Source organism: Nonomuraea montanisoli (assembly GCF_013363975.1).
GTDB lineage: Bacteria > Actinomycetota > Actinomycetes > Streptosporangiales > Streptosporangiaceae > Nonomuraea > Nonomuraea montanisoli.
Map to the genome: position 1 here is coordinate 331,371 of NZ_JABWGN010000002.1, position 18,762 is coordinate 350,132.

Consider the following 18,762-nt stretch of genomic DNA (forward strand, 5'->3'; position numbering starts at 1 on the left):
AGTCTCACTTTCCACGTGTCGGTCCGATAGTGGCGTCGTGTGGGAAGATGTGTCAACTGACACTTTCCAGTTGGGTATGGATGCGCCGCCGGAGGTTTACGGACGCCGGTGGGCGCGCATGATCCCCGGATTCCCCTACGCTGAGGGTCTCCCGGGCGGCAGGAGGTGCGGAGTGGCGACGATCGCCGACAGGCTGGACCTGGCGCTGCGCGAGCGGGGGCTGAGCGGCGCTCAGGTGGCCGCCGAGCTGACCGAGGCGGGCATCCCCATCACCCGCGCCTACGTCAGCCAGCTCCGCACCGGCAAGCAGACCAACCCGACCCTCCAGGTGCTGCGCGCCCTCGCCTCCTGCCTCCAGGTCAGCGTCGGCTGGCTGGTGGGCGAGGAGTCGCCGGGCGCCGGCTCCGCCGCGGTGGACGACCTCCAGGCGCGCGCCGCGGCCGTCGGCGCGGCGGCCTCCGGGCTGTCCGACGGCTCGCTGGCCGTGCTGCGCGGCGTCATCGACCTGGCCCGCCGCGCCGAGGGGCTGTCCGAGAGCCCGGAGGCCGGTCCGCGGCCCGCGCCCGAGGCCCCGGCGGTGCCGGCCGCCCGGACCACCCTGGCCCCGCCGGTCCGCGCGGCGCTCGGCGAGCGGCTGCGCGGCCTGCGCGAGGCGGCCGGCCTGACGGCCGAGCAGGTCGAGAGCGCGCTCGGGCGCGGCACGGTGCGCGTCGAGGCCGCCGAGAGCGGCCGCGCGGCCCCCGCCCCGGCCCTGGTGGAACGGCTGCTCGACCTGTACGGCGTGACCGCGCTGCCCGCCCGCGAGCACGTGCTGTCCCTGGCCCGGGGCGAGCGCGAGCCCGCCTGGTGGGACACCGCTGCGGTGCCCGTCTGGCTCGCCACCGCCTTCGCCCTGGAGCAGCGGGCCGCGGTGATCCGCGTGTACGACCCGCGGACGGTGCCGGCGCTGCTGCAGACCGAGGCGTACGCCCGCGCCGCGATCGGCGTGGCCGGCCCCGCCACCCTCGGGCAGGGCTCGGTGGAGGCGGCGGTGCGGCTGGTGCTGGCCCGCCAGGAGATGGTCTTCGCCGGGCGCGGCCCCGTCGTGTGGGCGATCATGGACGAGGGCGTGCTGCTGCGCTCCATCGCCGAGCCCGCGGTCCACCTGGCCCAGCTCGACTCCCTCATCGACCTCGCCAAGCGCCCCGGCGTCTCGCTGCACCTGCTGCCCCTCGACGACCCGGCGTACCTGCCCCGCACGGGGCCGTTCACGCTCTGGCGTTACGCCGAGGCGTTCGAGCCCGACATCGCCTGCGCGCACACCGTCGAACGCGACGAGCTGATCACCGAGCCGGGGGCCGTCGAGGCCTATCACCAGGCGTTCGCCAAACTCTCGGTCACCACGACCACGCGCGAGGAGACCCTCGACCTGCTGAACACCCACCGTGACCGGATCGCGCGAGGATGATCCTTTATTCACCGGGAAACGTATATTTCCCGATTATTTCGCGCCAATAGGTTGTATTGTTGGGACATTTGGAGCATTTTCAACTTGGTCCTCCGAGTGGGGTCGAGGCCGCGGAACTTTCCCGTACGGCAAGGCGAGGGGAAAGGGGCGATACGGAAATGCGTCAACGTGCCATCCGTAATTTGGCCAGGCTCAACACGTCCCAGGCGCGTATCACCCGTATGCTCGACGCCGCCGCCGGAGGGAAGAACAATTTCGTGGCCGACCGCGACGCCGTGCGTCGCTATGACGAGGCCGCTCCCGTGACCACCGCCGCCGCGCGGGCCGTGCTGGCCTTCCTGTCCCGCGTGATCCGCCACCTGGCGGCGGGCGGCATCGACCAGTTCGTGATCGTCGGCAGCGGGGTGCCCAGCGGACTGCCCGCCGGGCGCCAGCTCCACGACCTGGCCCGCGAGGCGCTGGGCCGCTCCGACGTGCGGGTGCTGTACGTGGAGAACGACCCGATGGTGCTGGCCTACGCCCAGGCCACGATCGAGCCGGTGACCGACCTGGTGCGCGTGGTGGAGGGCGACATCCGGCAGGTCGAGGACCTGCTCGGCGACCGGGTGGTCCGGACGTTCGTCGACTGGGACCGGCCGGTCGGCCTGGTGCTGGTCTCGGTGCCCAGCCTCGGCGACGAGGAGGCCCGGCACGCGATCAAGTGCCTGTGCCACGCGGCCGCCCGGGGCAGCTACCTGGCCCTGCTGCAGACCACCTTCGACGCGATCCCCGACGAGCTGCTGCCCGCGATCGGCGAGCTGCTGGCCATGACCTTACCGGGCCACGTCGTCCGCACCCGCGCGGAGGCGGCGGCGCTGCTGGAGGGGCTCGACCTGGTGGACCCGGGGCTGGTGTGGGTGCCCGAGTGGCGGCCCGACGGGCGCGACGAGGCGTGCGCGGCCCTGCCCAGCGCGTCGGGCAACTACGGCGCCGTCGCCCGCGTCCTCTGACCCCGGGCGCCCTGGCCGGTCCTCTGGCCCCGGACGCTCTGGCCCCGCGTCGTCAGTCCCACCAGAACGACCAGAAGTGCCGGCCGATGATCTGCTCCGCGTAGCCGCGCAGATCGCCCGGGCCCTGCACCACGTTGTCGGGACAGAACGTCCAGTGCTCGGCCGCCACGTGCAGCGCGTGCTCGACGTCCACCGGAGGCGCCGCGACGCTCAGCTCCAGCGTGTTGAACCCCACGCACACCACCCGCGCCCCGAAGCGGTCCTCCCAGCTGCGCACCACCGCTGCGAGCGGCACCATCCACTCGTTGTGGTGCAGGGCGCCCTGCCAGCCCATCACGGCCAGCGCGTCGGCGCCGCGCCGGGCCGCGACCAGGCCCAGCGGCATGCCGCGCGAGGCGAGCTGCTCGGCGTACCAGTCGGCGACCTCGCCGGGGGCGGCCTTCAGCACGCCGGGGGCGGCCGGGCCGGGGCAGAGCGCGCCGTAGGGGTCGAGCTCGGCGAGGGCCTCGGACGGCATCTGCGTCACCCACTCCTGCCACACCTCGTGCATGAACCCCTCGGCCGTGAAGTGGTCGATCTGCGTGGGCTCGTCCGGCACGACCTGGCCGATCGACCAGGGCTGGGCCGACTCGTCCAGCAGCACCGGCCAGAGGCCGCTCGAGGGGTGCTCGGCGCGTAAGCGGGCCCAGTCGTGGCCGGAGACGGGATCGTCGCTCATCCAGAACGCCGCCCTGGCCGGCTCTCCCTGCCCGGTGTAGCCCGGGTCGGGCCAGACGAGGTCACCCGGCGGCAGTGCGGCCCGCAGCGCGCGGCCCCTGCCTGCGTCGGCGAACAGCCGGCCCAGCTCGCGTGGCAGCCGATGATCTGTCATGCCCTACCGTCTCCGTCCGCACCCGTCGGGGAGATGGTAGTGCCGCCCACCGACATGGCCTCGGGGGCGGCGCGAATTCTTCGCGTTCCTCACCTTCGCGCGCGCGAGCGGCGGACGAGCGCGGGCTCCGCCGTCGTGACGATGTGTTTCCGGCACGGCCGCGCCACCGTGCCGGAAACGTCAGTGGCCGGTCAGTAGCCCCCGTACGAGGAGTGGGTGGAGTGCTGCGAGGACGTGGAGGTCGGCGTCGGCGTCGCGGTGGGAGCATTGGCCGAGGAGCCGCCGGAGCCGGCGGGCCGGATGAGGCCGAGCAGGCCGTGCTGGCCGCCGTCGATGCCGGCGGAGAACCACAGCGCGTTCTCGCCGCCGTTGGCCGCGGTGCCGAGCTCCAGGTCCCACAGGCCGGGAAGCTGGATCGTGCTGCCGTTGGCCGTGCGCAGGGCGCCGAGGTGGCGGTTGTTGCGGTAGGCGTGGATGGTGCCGTCGCCGAAGTTGCCGACGAGCACCGACCCGGCGTACGCGCCGCGCGGAGCCGCGGTGATCGCCCACGGCGCGTTCAGCCCGGTGCGCGCGATGCGGCCGGTCAGGCGGCCCTCGGCGTTGAAGCGGCTGACGAAGCCCTTGCCGGCGCCGGCGACGGACTTGCCGGTGTCCGGGTCGCGCAGCGCGTACGCCACCCAGATCTGGTTGTTGGTGACCGCCACGTTGAACGGCGAGTAGTTCGACGGGACGGCCGGGTCGCGGAACTGCCAGCGCTTCAGCCGGACGCGCTCGAAGTCGGAGTTCCAGGCGTGGATGTGGCCGCCGGCGAAGTCCGCGGCGAGCAGGAAGTCGCCGTCCTCGGTCCGGGCGAGCGCGAGGCCCTTGTAGTCGGCCCCGCGGGTGAACGCGGCGATGACGGCGTTCTTCGGGTCGGCCTCGGCGTTCCAGCCGGTGATCGCGCCGCTGGGGCTGGAGAAGAGGAACGTGGCGGGTTTGCCCTTCACGGTGAACCCGTCGGTGGGGTTGAACACCTGGCCCGTCGGGGCCCCGCCCGGAATGCTGACCTCCGTCTGCTCCTTCTTGCCGGCGCCCGAGTAGACGGTGGCGCTGCCGGTGCCCGTGGCGGAGACCCAGAGGGTCTTGCCCATGGCCAGGCCCCAGGGGTTGACCAGCTTGGGGTCGGTGGTGGCGGCCTTGCCCCTCACGTCCGAGACGAGGTTGACGACGTCGAACCGCGCGCGGGGGGTGGCGGTGGCGTGTGCGGGGGTGGCGAGAGTGCTGCCCAGGCCGACCGCAACAGCGCAGAGTGTGATGATGCGTGACCGCATCCGTGCCTCCTTGTTAGCGCTTGTGACGCGAGATACGCGGGGCGCCTGGGGCAGGGTTCAGTATGGTCCGGAAATATCCGGCGAGGCGTTTCTTGCCGTCTGTAGGGGAGATGGATGGTTATGGAAGTTCTGGGGATTGATATCGGCGGCTCAGGGATCAAGGGCGCGCCCGTCGACGTCACGGCGGGCAAGCTGGCCCAGGAACGCCTGCGCATTCCCACCCCGCAGCCGTCCAAGCCGGAGCCCGTCGCCGAGGTGGTGCGGCAGATCGTCGACCACTTCGCCTGGTCGGGGCCCGTCGGCGTGACGTTCCCCGGGGTGGTGCGCGACGGGGTGGTGCACACCGCCGCCAACGTCCACCACTCGTGGATCGGCGTGGACGCCTCCGACCTGTTCGGCGGCGCGTGCGTGCTCAACGACGCCGACGCGGCCGGCATCGCCGAGATGACCTTCGGCGAGGGCCGGGACCGGCGCGGGACCGTGCTCATGCTGACCTTCGGCACGGGCATCGGCAGCGCCCTGTTCACCGACGGGGTGCTCGTGCCCAACACCGAGCTCGGCCACCTGGAGCTGCGCGGCAAGGACGCCGAGCTGCGCGCCTCCGACAAGGCCCGCGAGGACCACGAGCTGAGCTGGGACAAGTGGGCCGGCCGGGTCGAGGAGTACCTGCGGCACGTGGAGATGCTGTTCTCCCCGTCGCTCATCGTGGTGGGCGGCGGCGTGAGCAAGAAGGCCCACAAGTGGCTGCCGCACGTCCACATCGACACGCCGATCGTGCCGGCCGCGCTGCAGAACGAGGCGGGCATCATCGGCGCCGCCCAGATGGCGGCCAGCCGGGCCGGCTGACCTTACTGATCAAGAAAGTCGGCCGGGGGAGGCAACCGGAACGGCCTTTCGGGAGTCTCATTGATGGGCGTGGCCGTTCACGACGCAACTCTGGGGAGAGTGGGCCCGCCGTGGACGGCCACGGCCATGTCTGTCTCCCCCCTGCGATTATTGGGATGCGGGACGGCGGCGCGGTCCGGCAGCATGGGCTGTTGGCTCCCGGCGCACCGGGCTCAAATATCCTGAAAGCAGTATGGGAACCTCCGCGTTGTCCTCTCCGCTCACCGACATCCAGTCCCGCCTGCCCGAGCTCATGCCGCGCGACCAGCGGCGGCTGCGGCGCAGGCTCGACGGCGCGCGCCGGGTGCGCTCCCGCGAGGCCCGCGACAAGATCGCCGCGGAGATCCTCGCCGACGTCGAGCGCGCCGAGCAGCGCCTGGCCCGCCGCCGCGAGGCCGTGCCCGCGCTCAGCTATCCCGAGGCCCTGCCCGTCTCCCAGCGCAAGGACGACATCCTCGCCGCCATCCGCGACCACCAGGTCGTGATCATCGCCGGTGAGACCGGGTCCGGCAAGACCACCCAGATCCCCAAGATCTGCCTCGAACTCGGCCGCGGCGTGCGCGGCCTGATCGGCCACACCCAGCCCCGCCGCATCGCCGCCCGCACCGTCGCCGAGCGCGTGGCCGAGGAGCTCGGCACCGAGCTGGGCCAGGTCGTCGGCTACAAGGTGCGCTTCACCGACCAGGGCAGCGACCGCACGCTGGTCAAGCTCATGACCGACGGCATCCTGCTGGCCGAGCTCCAGCACGATCGGCTGCTGGAGCAGTACGACACGCTCATCATCGACGAGGCCCACGAGCGCAGCCTCAACATCGACTTCATCCTCGGCTACGTCAAGCAGCTCCTGCCCCGGCGCCCCGACCTCAAGGTCATCATCACCAGCGCCACCATCGACCCCGAGCGCTTCTCCCGCCACTTCGGCGACGCGCCGATCGTCGAGGTCTCCGGCCGCACCTACCCCGTCGAGGTCCGCTACCGGCCGCTCGGCGAGGACGACGACCAGACGCAGGGCATCGTCGACGCCTGCCGCGAGCTGGTCACCGAGGGCCCGGGCGACATCCTCGTCTTCCTCAGCGGCGAGCGGGAGATCCGCGACGCCGCCGACGCGCTCGGCAAGGCCGAGTTCCGCAACACCGAGGTCCTGCCGCTGTACGCGCGGCTGAGCGCCGCCGAGCAGCACCGCGTCTTCCAGCGCCACACCGGCCGGCGCATCGTGCTGGCCACGAACGTGGCCGAGACGTCGCTCACGGTCCCCGGCATCAAGTACGTCGTCGATCCCGGCTACGCCCGCATCTCCCGCTACAGCCACCGCACCAAGGTGCAGCGCCTGCCCATCGAGGCGATCTCCCAGGCCAGCGCCAACCAGCGCAAGGGCCGCTCCGGCCGCACCTCCGACGGCATCTGCGTCCGGCTCTACGAGGAGGAGGACTTCCTCGGCCGGCCCGAGTTCACCGACCCGGAGATCCTGCGCACCAACCTGGCCTCGGTCATCCTGCAGATGACCTCCATCGGGCTGGGTGACATCGAGGCGTTCCCGTTCGTGGAGCCGCCGGACCGCCGTCAGGTCAAGGACGGCGTCAACCTGCTGCACGAGCTGGGCGCGTTCGACGCGGAGGGGCGGCTCACCCCGATCGGCCGCAAGCTCGCCACGCTGCCGGTCGACCCGCGGCTCGGCCGCATGGTGCTGGAGGCCGAGAAGCACGGCTGCCTGCGCGAGGTCATGGTGATCACCGCCGCCCTGTCCATCCAGGATCCGCGCGAGCGTCCCGCCGACAAGCAGCAGCAGGCCGACGAGAAGCACCGCCGCTTCGCCGACCCCGAGTCCGACTTCCTCACCTACCTCAACCTCTGGCACTACCTCCAGGACAAGCAGCAGGAGCTGTCCTCCAGCGCCTTCCGCCGCCTGTGCAAGGCCGAGTACCTCAACTACCTGCGCGTGCGCGAGTGGCAGGACATCTACAGCCAGCTCCGCCAGGCGCTCGGCGCCCAGCCCAACAGCCATCCCGGCGACCCGCACAGCGTCCACGTGTCGCTGCTGTCGGGCCTGCTGTCCCACATCGGCGTCAAGGACGTCATGGACAAGCAGCGCCCCGCCGAGGGCCGCCGCCCCCTCCAGGAGTACATCGGCGCCCGCAACGCCCGCTTCGCCATCTTCCCGGGTTCGGCCCTGGCCAGGAAGCAGCCGCAGTGGGTCATGTCGGCCGAGCTGGTCGAGACCTCGCGGCTGTGGGCCCGGGTCAACGCGAAGATCGAGCCGGGCTGGGTCGAGCCGATCGCCCAGCACCTCGTCAAGCGCTCCTACTCCGAGCCGCACTGGGAGAAGGACCAGGGCGCGGTCATCGCGCTGGAGAAGGTCACCCTGTACGGCGTGCCGCTGGTGACCGGCCGCAAGGTCAACTACGGGCGCATCGACCCCGAGCTGTCCCGCGAGCTGTTCATCCGGCACGCCCTCGTCCAGGGGGAGTGGGACTCCCACCACGAGTTCCTGCGCGCCAACCGGCGGCTGCTCCAGGAGGTCGAGGAGCTGGAGAACCGCGCCCGCCGCCGCGACATCATGGTCGACGACGAGGCGCTGTTCGACTTCTACGACCGGCGGGTGCCCGCCGACGTGGTGTCGGCCCGCCACTTCGACGCCTGGTGGAAGAAGGCCCGCGCCACCGACTCCGGTCTGCTCACCTTCTCGCCGGAGATGCTGGTCAACGAGGGCGCCGACGTCAGCACCCAGGACTACCCCGACACCTGGCGCCAGCTCGGCCAGCGGATGAAGCTGACCTACCAGTTCGAGCCGGGCGCCGACGCCGACGGCGTGACCGTCCACGTGCCGCTCCAGGTGCTCAACCAGATCGGCGCCGACGGCTTCGACTGGCAGATCCCCGGCCTGCGCGAGGAACTGGTCACCGAACTGATCAGGTCGCTGCCCAAGCCGCTGCGCCGCAACTTCGTGCCCGCCCCCAACTACGCCAAGCAGGTGCTGGCCGGGGTGAAGCCGGGCGGCGAGCCGCTGCTGGAGGCCGTGGAGCGCGAGCTGCTGCGGCTCACCGGCGTACGCGTGCCGCGCGAGGCGTGGCAGCTCGACCAGATCCCCGAACACCTGCGGATCACGTACCGGGTGATCGACGAGCGCAAACGGACGCTCGCCGAGGACAAGGACCTCGACGCGCTCAAGCGGCGCCTCGCGCCGCGCCTGCGCCGCACGCTGTCGGCGGCGGCCGACGACCTGGAGCGCACCGGCCTGCGCACGTGGAGCTTCGGCACGCTGCCGAAGGTGTTCGAGCAGGGCCGCATGAAGGGCTTCCCGGCCCTCGTGGACGACGGCGACTCGGTCTCCATCAAGATCTTCGAGACGGAGGCGGAGCAGCGTCGCTCCCACTGGCCCGGCACGCGCCGCCTGCTGCTGCTGAACGTCACCAACCCGGCCAAGTCACTGCTCGCCGGCCTGTCCAACCAGGCCAAGCTGGCCCTGTCGCGCAGCCCCCACGGCGGCGCCGTGGCGCTGTTCGACGACGTGGTCAACGCCGCGGCCGACCAGCTCATGCTCGACATGGGCGGCACCCCCTGGGACCCCGTCGCCTTCGACCGCCTCTACCAGCACGTACGCGCCGAGCTGCACGACACCGCGGCCGACGTGCTGGCCAAGGTGGAGCAGATCCTGAGCGTGTGGCACGCGGTGGGCACGCGACTGGAGTCGCTGCGGTCGAGCGCCTCGGTGGAGGACGTGCGCGAGCAGCTCGGCGGGCTCGTGTACGCGGGATTCGTCACCGCGACCGGCCGGCGTCAGCTGTCCGACGTGCTGCGCTACCTGCGGGCCGTCGAACGGCGGCTGACCAAGCTGCCGGAGGAGCCCTGGCGCGACGAGGAGTGGATGGCGCGGGTGCACAAGGTCGAGGACGACTACCACGACCTGCTGGACAAGCTCCACCCGGCGCGGCGTTCGGACGCGGACGTGGTGGAGATCAGGTGGATGATCGAGGAACTGCGGGTCAGCTTCTTCGCCCAGACGCTCGGGACCCCCACCCCGGTGTCGGAGAAGCGCATCGCCAAGGCGATGGAGCGGCTCAGCCCTTGAAGATGGAGGTGTCGAGCTCCAGGTTGATGGGGTCGGGCAGCATGATGGGCGAGCCCACGTTCACGGTGGTGGTCGTCCGGTAGGCGCCGTGCTGGATGTTGTGGTGGACCGTGATGGACTGAGGTGCGGCAAGGGTGTCGATCATCAGGTAAATCGGCACACTGCCGTGGGCGTAGAGAGCTGGCTTCTCTTTGCGATCGCGGACCACGCTGCCGGCGGACACTACTTCTGCAACCATGATCAACCCGGATGAGAGAAGCTCACGCTCTCCCCAGCGTGGGCAGTCAAGTGGAGCCATCACGAAGTCGGGCTCGACCGGCTCTCGCGGGCCTTCGATGCAGACATCGACATTGCCGGCCCACGCTTCCCAGCCCTTCTCGTCGAGAATGGGGATGAGTGCTCTGAACAGGCGCATCGCGCAGCGGGCGTGCTCGGGGGTGCCGACCGGGCTCACGATGAGATTCCCTTCAATGACGTCGGCCCGAAAGCCGGGGAGCTCTGGAAATGCCTCGAAGAGCTCGCGAGCCGACCTTGGCATGGGCTTGTCGTTCGAGACGACCAGATGGGCGTGCTCGCGCGGGGTGGGCGTGTTCTCGATGGCCACGGCAACCACTGATATTGTCCCTTCGTAATCGAACGGGCACTCTAAGTATTGCATCTTCGGCCCGCTCCCGCACCCCTTTCCGCCGCCCCTTACAGTGGGGCCCGACGAGAAAGGGCAGGGATGATCAAGGCACTGGTGTTCGACGTCGGCGAGACGCTCATCGACGAGACCCGCATCTGGTCGCGGTGGGCCGACCGGCTGGGCGTGAGCAGGTTCGTGATGATGGGCGCGCTGGGCGGCATGGCGGCCCTGGACCGCTCGCACCGCGAGGCGTTCGAACTCGTCCGGCCCGGCATCGACGTCGACGCCGAGCTGGCGGCCTGGGAGCGGGACGAGCCGGACAGCCTGCGCAACCACTTCGACGCCGACGACCTCTACCCGGACGTCCGCGACGCCCTCGCCGCGCTGCGCGCCGCCGGCCACCAGGTGATCATCGCGGGCAACCAGCCGGCCCGGGCCTACGACGCGCTGGTCGCCATGGAGCTGCCGGCCGACTCCGTCCACACCTCGGAGGGGTGGGGCGTGTCCAAGCCCGATCCCGGGTTCTTCGCCAAGGTCGCCGCCGTCGCGGGGCGCGAGCCGGGCGAGATCCTCTACGTGGGCGACCGGCTGGACAACGACGTGCTGCCGGCGGGGCGGGCGGGCATGCGGACCGCGCTGCTGCGGCGCGGGCCGTGGGGCTACCTGCACGCCGAGCGGGCCCAGGCGCGCGACGCTGACGTGATCGTCGACGACCTGCACGCCCTGCTGCCCGCGCTGTCCCGCATCGCCTGACCCGCGCGCCGCCTGACCCGCGTCGACGGCCGGCCTGGACACTTTCGGTCTGGACGCCACCGGGCGGCCCACCAGGATGTCCTTCTGTTGGGCCGCCACGGGAAGTGGATCGCCGCGAGAGGCGGGCGTCGGCGGGCGACGGCGTGCGGGTCAGCGGGAGGAGGGGCCGGCGGTCCGGCCCACGTCATCCTCGCCCTCGTCCCCGCCACCGGAGCCGGAGCCGGGGACCAGATCGTCCGGGGCGACGTGGACCGCGCGCTCCTCGGCCGACAGGTCGCCGGAGTCCTCCCCCCAGTCCTCGCCGACCTCGTCCTTCTCCTCGTCGGGTGCCAGGCCCTCGTCGGGCTGCGTGAGGCGGTGCTCCTCCCGGGGCGCCTTCTCCCGGTCGGGCTTCTCCCGCCACAGCCGCTCGTCGAGGGAGTCCTGGTGCTGGGGGTCGTCCTCGTCGATGCGGTGGTCGAGGCCCAGGTCGTCGGTCCACTCCTCGACCTCGATCTCCTGCTCGTCGGCGAAGCCGAACCTGTCCGGAGGTAGTTCGCTCATAGGGCCCCCCTACCCCCACTCAGGGCCGGAACCCTAGGATCCGGTCTTCCGCAGAGCCTCCTCCAGCTCCTCCTTGTCCATCTGGGAGCGGCCGGGGATGTCGGCCTTGCGCGCCTCCGCGTACAGCTCCGCCTTCGTCGCCTCGCCGTCGGCCGAGGAGCCGGAGCCGGAGCCGGAGCCGGCGCCGCCCGTCAGCGCGGTCAGCTCCTCGTCGCGCCGCTTCCGGAAGGCCGCGCCGAGCCGCTCCAGCTCCTTGGCGTCGACCTGGCTCGCCAGCTTCGGCAGGAGCTTGCCCTCCTCTTCCTCGACGTGGTGGTTCACGGCCTCCACCAGCTTGCCGAGGGTCTCCTCGAAGTCGGCGGTGCCCGGCTCGGCCCGCTTGAGCGCGTCGAGCAGCACCTCCGCCTCCTTGTGCTCCTCCACTTCGTGGTGCGCGTCGATGCCGGGGTAGACGCGGTCCTCCTCGGCGCGGGCGTGCGCGGTGAGGAGGGCGTGCAGCTCCGCGACGGTGGCCCGCGGATCGCCCTCCTTCTTCTTGAGCCGCTCGAAGAGCGCCTCGACCTTGCGGTGGTCACGGGTGATGAGTGTGATGACATCGGTCGCCATGGGGCGACGTGCTACCCGCCCGGCGCCGCTCCAATCGCCCCGGACGGGCGCTCGACGGGCGCTCGACGGGCGGCGTCAGCGGCCGATCGCGGCGCCGATGAGCGCGCGCGGGTCGGCCGCCCCGGCGAGGGTCCCGTCGGGCCGTACGTCGATGAGGTGCGCGTGGCCGAACATCCCGCCGTACGGCCGTGGGGTCACCGGGTGGCCGAGCGTGGCCAGGCCGTCCGACCAGGGCGTGCCCTCCTCCAGGTCCAGGACCGTGTCGTCGGGCGCGTACCAGGTGTCGAAGCCCGTGCCGCCCGCGCCGATCCGCCAGCGCGGCGCGGAGATCGCCGGGCCGGGGAGCTCGCCGTGGCGCAGCAGCCGGGTGATGACCTGGAGGAGGATCTGCGGCTGCGCGTCGCCGCCCATGGTGCCCACCACGGAGCGCAGTGACCCGTCGGTACGGGTGACCAGCGCCGGCGCGAGCGTGTGCGGCGGCCGGCGGCCGGGGCTGTACTCCGCCGGGTGGCCGGGCGTCAGCGAGAAGCCGATGCCGCGGTTGTGGAGGTTGATCCCGGTACGGGGCTCGAACACCATGCTGCCGAAGCCGGCGGCGTTCGACTGGATGAGGGAGACGCCCATGCCGTCGCCGTCCACGGCGCACAGGTACGTGGTGTCGCCGGGCGCGGCCGGTGCGCCGAGGCGGAGCCTGCGGGCCGGGTCCACCAGCGCCCGGCGCCGCTCGATCTCCTCGGGCGACAGCAGGTCCTTGGCGTCCTCGTGCAGCAGGGCCAGGCGGTCGTGGCCGCTCACCCGGGCTGCCTCGGCCAGCAGGTGCGCCCAGAGCGGGTCGTCCGGCGAGGCGGGCAGGTCGAGCCCGTCGGCGATGCCGAGCGCCATGAGCAGCAGGTAGCCCTGGGAGTTGGGCGGCATCGACCAGACGTCGTGGCCGAACGCCCGGATCCGGAGCGGGGCCACCCAGTCGGCGTTCGGCCGGGTGAGGTCGGACCGGTCGTACTCGCCGGCGCCGAGCTCCAGCAGTCCCGCGCCGAACTCGCCGAGGTAGAAGCCGTCGCGCCCGTCCGCGGCGACGGCGCCCAGCGCCCGGGCCACGCCCGGCCGCCGTACCCGGTCGCCGGCCTCGTGGACGGCGGCGAAGTCGCCGCCGCCGGGCCGCTGCGCCGCGACCCGGGCGCCCGCCAGGAGCAGCGGGGACGCGGGGAAGCCCTCGCTCGCCAGCCTGATCGCGGGTTCGAGCAGGGACGCCAGGGGGAGCCGACCGTGGCGTTCGTGCAGCGCGAGCCACCCGTCCACGCAGCCGGGCAAGGGGACCGAGCGGATGTCGTGCAGGTGCGGCATGCGCTCGTGCCCCTCGGCGCGCAGCCGGTCGGGATCGGCGCCCGACCCGGCGCGTCCGGAGGCGTTGAGCGCGCTCACCCCGCCGGAAGAGCCGTCGCCGAGGGGGCCGTCGCCTGCCGAGCCGTCGTGGACCAGGGCGAACAGGTCGCCGCCGAGCCCGCACATGTGGGGGGCGGTGACGGTGAGGACGGCGTTCGTGGCGATGGCGGCGTCGGCGGCCGAGCCGCCGCGTTCGAGCGCCGCCACGCCCGCCGCGGAGGCGAGGTGGTCGACGCTGCACACCATGCCGGATGTCGCGTATCGGGTGTCATGCACGCATTCGACCTTACGGCCGGGCGCTTACCGGGCAAGGCCGGCGCGGGGGATTCCAAGGGAGTTCGCAGCCGCCCGCGCCCGGGGTCGAGCCGCCCGCGATCGGGGTGGAGCCGTCCACGCCTGGCGCGGGTGGCGGTGTCAGACGGGTTCGAGGGGGCGGTCGCGGCTCACCAGGGTCGCGTAGTGGCCGTCGAGGGCCAGCAGGTCCTCGTGCGTACCGTGCTCGACGACCCGGCCGCCGTCCAGCACCACGATCTGGTCGGCGTCGCGCACGGTGGACAGCCGGTGCGCGATGGTGATCGTCGTCCGGCCCTCGGCGAGGGTGTCCAGCGCCTCCTGGACGGCCCGCTCGGTCTGCGTGTCCAGGGCGCTCGTCGCCTCGTCCAGCACCAGCACCGGCGGGTTGCGCAGCAGCGTGCGGGCGATCGCGAGACGCTGCTTCTCGCCGCCGGAGAAGCGGTAGCCGCGCTCGCCGACCAGCGTGTCGTAGCCGTCGGGCAGCGAGGCGATGTGGTCGTGGATGCGGGCGGCGCGCGCCGCGTCCTCCAGTTCGTCGTCGGTCGCGTCGGGCTTGGCGAAGCGCAGGTTGTCGGCGATGGAGGCGTGGAAGAGGTACGTCTCCTGCGACACCACGCCGACGGTGCCGGCCAGCGTCTCGAAGGTGAGCTCGCGCACGTCGACGCCGTCGATGGTGACCCGGCCGGCGCCCACGTCGTACAGCCGCGGCAGCAGGTAGCCGAGCGTGGTCTTGCCCGAACCGGTCTCGCCGACGATCGCCAGGCTGGTGCCGGCCGGCACGGTGACGTCCACGTCCTCCAGCGCCGGGGCCTCGTCGTAGGAGAAGGACACGTCCTCGTAGCGCACCTCGCCCCGCACGGAGGTGAGCGTGCGGCGGCCGGGGTGGATGTCCACGGGCAGGTCGAGGTACTCGAAGATGCGGCCGAACAGCGCGAGGGAGCTCTGCACCTCCACGCCGAGCCGCAGCAGCGACACCGCCGGCCGGAACAGGCTCACCTGGAGCGTCGTGAACGCCACCAGCGTGCCCACGGAGATCGCCCCGGTGTAGCCGACCGCCCAGTAGATGACGGCGGGCATCGCGGCCATGACGATCTGGATGGACGCCTGCCGCCACCGCCCGGTCATGCTGGAGCGCACGCCGAGGTCGGCCAGTTCGTCCGAGGCGTCGGAGAAGCGGCGGGTGAGCTCGGCCGAGCGGCCCATGGTGCGGCCCAGCAGGATGCCGCTGATCGACAGCGACTCCTGGACCATGGAGGAGATGACCGCGAGCTTGCGCTGGCGCTCGGAGGTGATGCGCCGCCGCTCGGCGCCGACGTGGCGGCTGATCCACACGAACACCGGCAGCAGCACGAGCGAGATCGCGGTCAGCCGCCAGTCGAGCGCGACCATGGCCACGACCGTGGCGATCACGGTGGTGAGGTTCGAGACGATCGAGGTGGCCGTGTTGGTGACCACGGACTGCATGCCGCCGATGTCGTTGGCGATGCGCGACTGCACCTCGCCGGTGCGGGTCCGGGTGAAGAAGGCCAGCGACATGCGCTGGAGGTGGGCGTACACGGAGGTGCGCAGGTCGTGCATGACGCGCTGGCCGACCGTGGTGGACACCAGCGTCTGCACGACGTCGAAGACGCTCGTGGTCACGGCGACGGCGATCATGCCGAGGGCGAGCAGCGCCAGGAGGAACGGGTCGCGGCGGGGGATGGCCACGTCCAGCACCTCGCGCAGCAGGAACGGCGAGGCCAGCGACACGAGCGACGACAGCAGGATGAGGGCGCCCACCAGGGCCAGGCGGCCGCGGTAGGCGCGGAAGAGCGTGACGACGCGCCGCAGGGGCGCGCGAGGTTCGTCTGCCAAGAAGACCCCTTTCGGATGCTCGCTCAAACAGAGGTTAACTCATATTTGTTCCCGCCTCTAAGCTTGGGTCATGGACGACATGGAGCTGTCCGAGCTCTTGCACCTGGTCAGCCGCAGGTTGCGGCATGGCTGGAAGAACCGGCTGGAGCCACTGGGGCTGAGCCCCGGCCAGGCGCGGGCGCTGCGCGCGCTGGTGGACGCCGGCCGGCCCCTGCGCATGGTGCAGCTCGCCGACCAGCTCAGGATCGTGCCGCGCTCCGTGACGCCCGTCATCGACACCCTGGAGGAGACGGGGCTGGTGCGCAGGCAGGTCGATCCGGCCAACCGCCGCTCGACGCTCGTGGTCATCACGGACGCCGGACGCGAGGTGTACGAGCGCGCCCGCGAGGCGCGGCGCGAGGCCGGCCACGACCTCTTCGCGGTGCTCACGGACGAGCAGCGCGACCAGCTCAAGGAACTGCTCGGGACGGTGGAGTCCCAGTTCGGGTGATCCGGCCGGGAGGCCCGTGCTTTTCGGGTCGCGGTGGTTCGGCCGCGGTGGTTCGGGCTGCGCCGGTTCAAGGGCTGCGCCGGTTCAAGGGCGGCGGCGGTTCAGGGGCGGCGGGGTTTCAGGGGCGGCGGGGGACGGTGCGGCCGCCGACGACCGTGGCCAGGCAGGGCGGGCAGGCCAGGAGGGCGGCGTACGGGTAGCGTCCGCGCGCGTCGAACACCGCGAAGTCGGCGCGGGAGCCTCGGGCGAGCGAGCCGATGCGGCCCGTGCCGCCGTCCGCGCCGAGCGCCCGCGCCCCGCCCAGCGTGAGCGCCTCCACGAGCCGGCGGTCCAGCCCCCGCGTACGGGCGCCGGACGCCCGGGCGCGCTCCCGCACCTCCCGCGCCCGCGCCAGCAGCCCGGGACCGGCCGGGGCGAGGCCCGTGCCGAACGCGACGGCGTTCCCCTCGTCCAGCAGCGCGAGCACGTCGTCGAGCAGCTCCCCGCCCGGGGCAGGGTCCGCTGACCCCGACCCGGCCGCCTCCGACCCGACCGGCCTCGACTCGACCGTCCCCGACTCGACCGGCCGTGATCCGGCCGCCTCCGACCCGGCCGATCCCGGCCCCGATCCGGCCGACCCGGTCACGATTTCCGGTGCGGGGCAGACGGTCACCGGCGTGCCGCGCAGCCGGAGCAGCTTGCGTTCCCCCGGATCGAGCGGCCGGGCGCGCGCCGCGTGGCAGTGCGGCCCGAGGGCGCCGGCCTCGTCCAGCGCGGCGGGGGAGTGGCGGCCGAGGTCGGCCAGCAGGCGCAGCCCGAACGTCCGGGCCAGCACCGCCACGTCCTCCAGCACCTGGGGGTCCGGCGTGAGCGGGGCGACGCCGACGCCGCCCGGCCGGTCGAGCTCGCGGATGGCCGTGATGACCGCGTCGCGCCCGGTCCGCTCCCACTCCTCCTCCGAGGCGCAGGAGACCTCCACGTACGAGACGCCGGGCAGCCCGGGATGCTCGGCGCGCGGGGTGACGATCTCGGCCCGCGCCGTCACTCCCGGGGCGGGCGGTCCGGGGGCGGAGCAGGCGTCCACCAGGCCGGCCACGATCATCCCGGGCCAGCGCCGCTCCTGGGCGGCCGGGAAGGACGCGAGCAGGTCGGCCCGCGACCCCACCTGGAGCACGCGGTCCCCGCGGACCGCGACGCCGCCGTCGCGGAGCGGCGCCGTGGCGATCGGCAGCACCAGGGGAGCGGAATGGAGGACGACGGGCACCGGGGCGCGCCTGCCGATGACCGGTCCGGCTCGCTTCCCAGGCGGCATCGCGGCTCCCGTCGAAATTGCCTTTTCGGTATTAAACGTGACATCGGCCAGGGGGGCAATCAGCTTCCCGGACGCGGCGACCTCGGGCGGTAGCGGCCCGACAGGCGGGCCAGCTTCAGGCTCAGGTGCAGCGCCAGCCGCTCGCCGCCGTCCTTGAGGTCGGTGCCGGCCAGCTCCTCCACGCGTTGCAGCCGGTAGTACAGGGAGGTGCGGTGCAGGCGCAGGGCGCGCGAGGTGGCCACCGCGCTGCCCGCCAGGTCGAGGTACGTCTCCAGCGTCTCCAGCAGGGGGAGGTGCTGGTCGTCGTCGAGGAGGGGTTCGAGGCCGGGGTGCAGCTCGTGGCCCGGCAGGTGGGTGAGCATGCGGTAGACGCCGAGCCGGGTCCACTCGGCCGTACGGCCGGCGCCGGGCACCCGGGCGGCGACCTCGGCGGCGTGCCGGGCCTCGGCGTACGAGGCGGCGGCCCCGTCGAGCTCCGGCCGGGGCCGCCCCACCCCGACCGTGACCGGGAAGGGCATGGCGGCGTGCAGCTCCTCGGCGATCGCCAGTGCCACCGGCGGGCCGGACTCGACGGCGCCGGCGGCGATCAGCAGGACGACGTGGTCGTGGCGGACCAGGTGCAGGGGATGGTGACCGGTCAGCCGCCGCCGCAGCGTCAGCGCGCCCTGCTCCAGCGCCGCCCTGACCTCCTCGCCGGGCGGCGCCACGGCGGGACCCCGGGTGTGCGCTTCCAAGGGACCCTGGGTGTGCGCTTCCAAGGGACCCTGGGCGCGCGTTTCCAAGGCGCCTCGGGTGTGCGTTGCCAGGGGACCGTGGGGGCGGGCCACCAGGGCCGTCACGGGCTGGGCGCGGGGGAAGGCGCCCGCCTCCACCAAGCGGCGGGCGGCGTCGTGCTCCCCCAGCATCAGGCCCGCCACCGCCTCCAGCTCCTGGCGCGCGGGCAGCCCGGCGGCCAGGCTCTCGTGCAGCAGCGTCAGCCCCAGGCCCGGGGCCGCCGCCGCGGCCTCGGCCACCTGCGCCTCGGTCATGGGCGGGTCGGCGTCGATGAACCACAGGAACCCGAGCAGCCCGCCGTCGTGCCGTACCGGGACGCACACCCGCGGCAGCAGCCCCGTCCCGGGCGCGCCCGGGATCCGCAGGGGACCGGCCGCGTCGTGGATCCCGGCGGCGGCCAGCCGCCGGCGGGCCTCCGGCGCGGCGCGGCGGCGCAGGATCGAGTCGCGGCGGACGTCGTCCATGGCGCCGCTCTGCTCGCTGTGCGCGACGACCCGGTGCAGCCGGTCCTCCACCAGCAGGGGACGGCCGAGACGCGCGGCGAGGTCGTCCACGCTCTGCTGGAGGGTCGCCACGGCTCACCT

At 72.8% G+C, this 18,762-nt stretch carries 15 protein-coding genes; 6 read left to right on the plus strand and 9 right to left on the minus strand.

What is annotated here, in order from left to right:
• The first annotated feature begins 172 nt into the window (after nt 1-172).
• Nucleotides 173-1,447 (plus strand): helix-turn-helix domain-containing protein, encoded by a 1,275-nt coding sequence (locus HTZ77_RS05055; RefSeq protein ID WP_175588240.1) that lies wholly within the window; start codon nt 173-175, stop codon nt 1,445-1,447.
• Nucleotides 1,448-1,605: 158 nt separating this feature from the next.
• A complete protein-coding gene (locus HTZ77_RS05060) occupies nt 1,606-2,436 on the plus strand; it encodes an SAM-dependent methyltransferase (RefSeq protein ID WP_175588241.1) in 831 nt (276 codons plus the stop codon).
• Nucleotides 2,437-2,488: 52 nt separating this feature from the next.
• Here the strand turns inward: HTZ77_RS05060 and HTZ77_RS05065 are convergent, their stop codons facing one another.
• Both HTZ77_RS05065 and HTZ77_RS05070 read right to left on the minus strand, forming a co-directional pair.
• On the minus strand, nt 2,489-3,307 hold the full coding sequence (locus HTZ77_RS05065) for a DUF4253 domain-containing protein (RefSeq protein ID WP_175588242.1): 819 nt from the start codon (nt 3,305-3,307) through the stop codon (nt 2,489-2,491).
• 191 nt (nt 3,308-3,498) lie between these two features.
• A complete protein-coding gene (locus HTZ77_RS05070; RefSeq protein WP_175588243.1) occupies nt 3,499-4,617 on the minus strand; it encodes a TIGR03118 family protein in 1,119 nt (372 codons plus the stop codon).
• A 120-nt stretch (nt 4,618-4,737) separates the two neighbouring features.
• Here HTZ77_RS05070 and ppgK point away from each other — a divergent pair, with 120 nt between their 5' ends.
• On the plus strand, nt 4,738-5,463 hold the full coding sequence (gene ppgK, locus HTZ77_RS05075) for a polyphosphate--glucose phosphotransferase (RefSeq protein WP_175588244.1): 726 nt from the start codon (nt 4,738-4,740) through the stop codon (nt 5,461-5,463).
• Nucleotides 5,464-5,695: 232 nt separating this feature from the next.
• Entirely contained in the window at nt 5,696-9,568 is a 3,873-nt protein-coding gene (gene hrpA, locus HTZ77_RS05080) for an ATP-dependent RNA helicase HrpA (RefSeq protein WP_175588245.1), read from the plus strand.
• Here hrpA and HTZ77_RS05085 read toward each other — a convergent pair.
• Nucleotides 9,558-10,172: a Uma2 family endonuclease gene (locus HTZ77_RS05085; protein WP_328808419.1), complete on the minus strand. Its 615-nt coding sequence runs from the start codon at nt 10,170-10,172 to the stop codon at nt 9,558-9,560. The genes hrpA and HTZ77_RS05085 overlap by 11 nt on opposite strands.
• A gap of 120 nt (nt 10,173-10,292) precedes the next feature.
• On the opposite strand from HTZ77_RS05085, the gene HTZ77_RS05090 reads away from it, so the two are divergent.
• Nucleotides 10,293-10,946 carry an HAD family hydrolase gene (locus HTZ77_RS05090; protein ID WP_175588247.1) on the plus strand — a complete coding sequence of 218 codons (654 nt, stop codon included), beginning with the start codon at nt 10,293-10,295 and terminating at the stop codon, nt 10,944-10,946.
• 150 nt (nt 10,947-11,096) lie between these two features.
• Here HTZ77_RS05090 and HTZ77_RS05095 read toward each other — a convergent pair whose 3' ends face one another.
• The 4 genes from HTZ77_RS05095 to HTZ77_RS05110 form a co-directional block, all read right to left on the minus strand.
• Nucleotides 11,097-11,489: a DUF5709 domain-containing protein gene (locus HTZ77_RS05095; protein WP_175588248.1), complete on the minus strand. Its 393-nt coding sequence runs from the start codon at nt 11,487-11,489 to the stop codon at nt 11,097-11,099.
• A gap of 33 nt (nt 11,490-11,522) precedes the next feature.
• Nucleotides 11,523-12,095, minus strand: coding sequence for a hemerythrin domain-containing protein (locus HTZ77_RS05100; RefSeq protein WP_175588249.1), 573 nt, complete (start codon nt 12,093-12,095; stop codon nt 11,523-11,525).
• A 75-nt stretch (nt 12,096-12,170) separates the two neighbouring features.
• On the minus strand, nt 12,171-13,751 hold the full coding sequence (locus tag HTZ77_RS05105; protein ID WP_175588250.1) for a gamma-glutamyltransferase family protein: 1,581 nt from the start codon (nt 13,749-13,751) through the stop codon (nt 12,171-12,173).
• Nucleotides 13,752-13,889: 138 nt separating this feature from the next.
• Nucleotides 13,890-15,623, minus strand: a complete 1,734-nt coding sequence (locus HTZ77_RS05110; protein ID WP_235994327.1) for an ABC transporter ATP-binding protein — start codon at nt 15,621-15,623, stop codon at nt 13,890-13,892.
• Nucleotides 15,624-15,693: 70 nt separating this feature from the next.
• Here HTZ77_RS05110 and HTZ77_RS05115 point away from each other — a divergent pair, with 70 nt between their 5' ends.
• Nucleotides 15,694-16,113 (plus strand): MarR family winged helix-turn-helix transcriptional regulator, encoded by a 420-nt coding sequence (locus HTZ77_RS05115; protein ID WP_175588252.1) that lies wholly within the window; start codon nt 15,694-15,696, stop codon nt 16,111-16,113.
• A gap of 118 nt (nt 16,114-16,231) precedes the next feature.
• On the opposite strand, the gene HTZ77_RS05120 is transcribed toward HTZ77_RS05115, so the two are convergent.
• Entirely contained in the window at nt 16,232-17,404 is a 1,173-nt protein-coding gene (locus HTZ77_RS05120) for an amidohydrolase family protein (protein WP_175588253.1), read from the minus strand.
• A 59-nt stretch (nt 17,405-17,463) separates the two neighbouring features.
• Nucleotides 17,464-18,753 carry a PucR family transcriptional regulator gene (locus HTZ77_RS05125; protein ID WP_175588254.1) on the minus strand — a complete coding sequence of 430 codons (1,290 nt, stop codon included), beginning with the start codon at nt 18,751-18,753 and terminating at the stop codon, nt 17,464-17,466.
• Nucleotides 18,754-18,762: the final 9 nt, after the last annotated feature.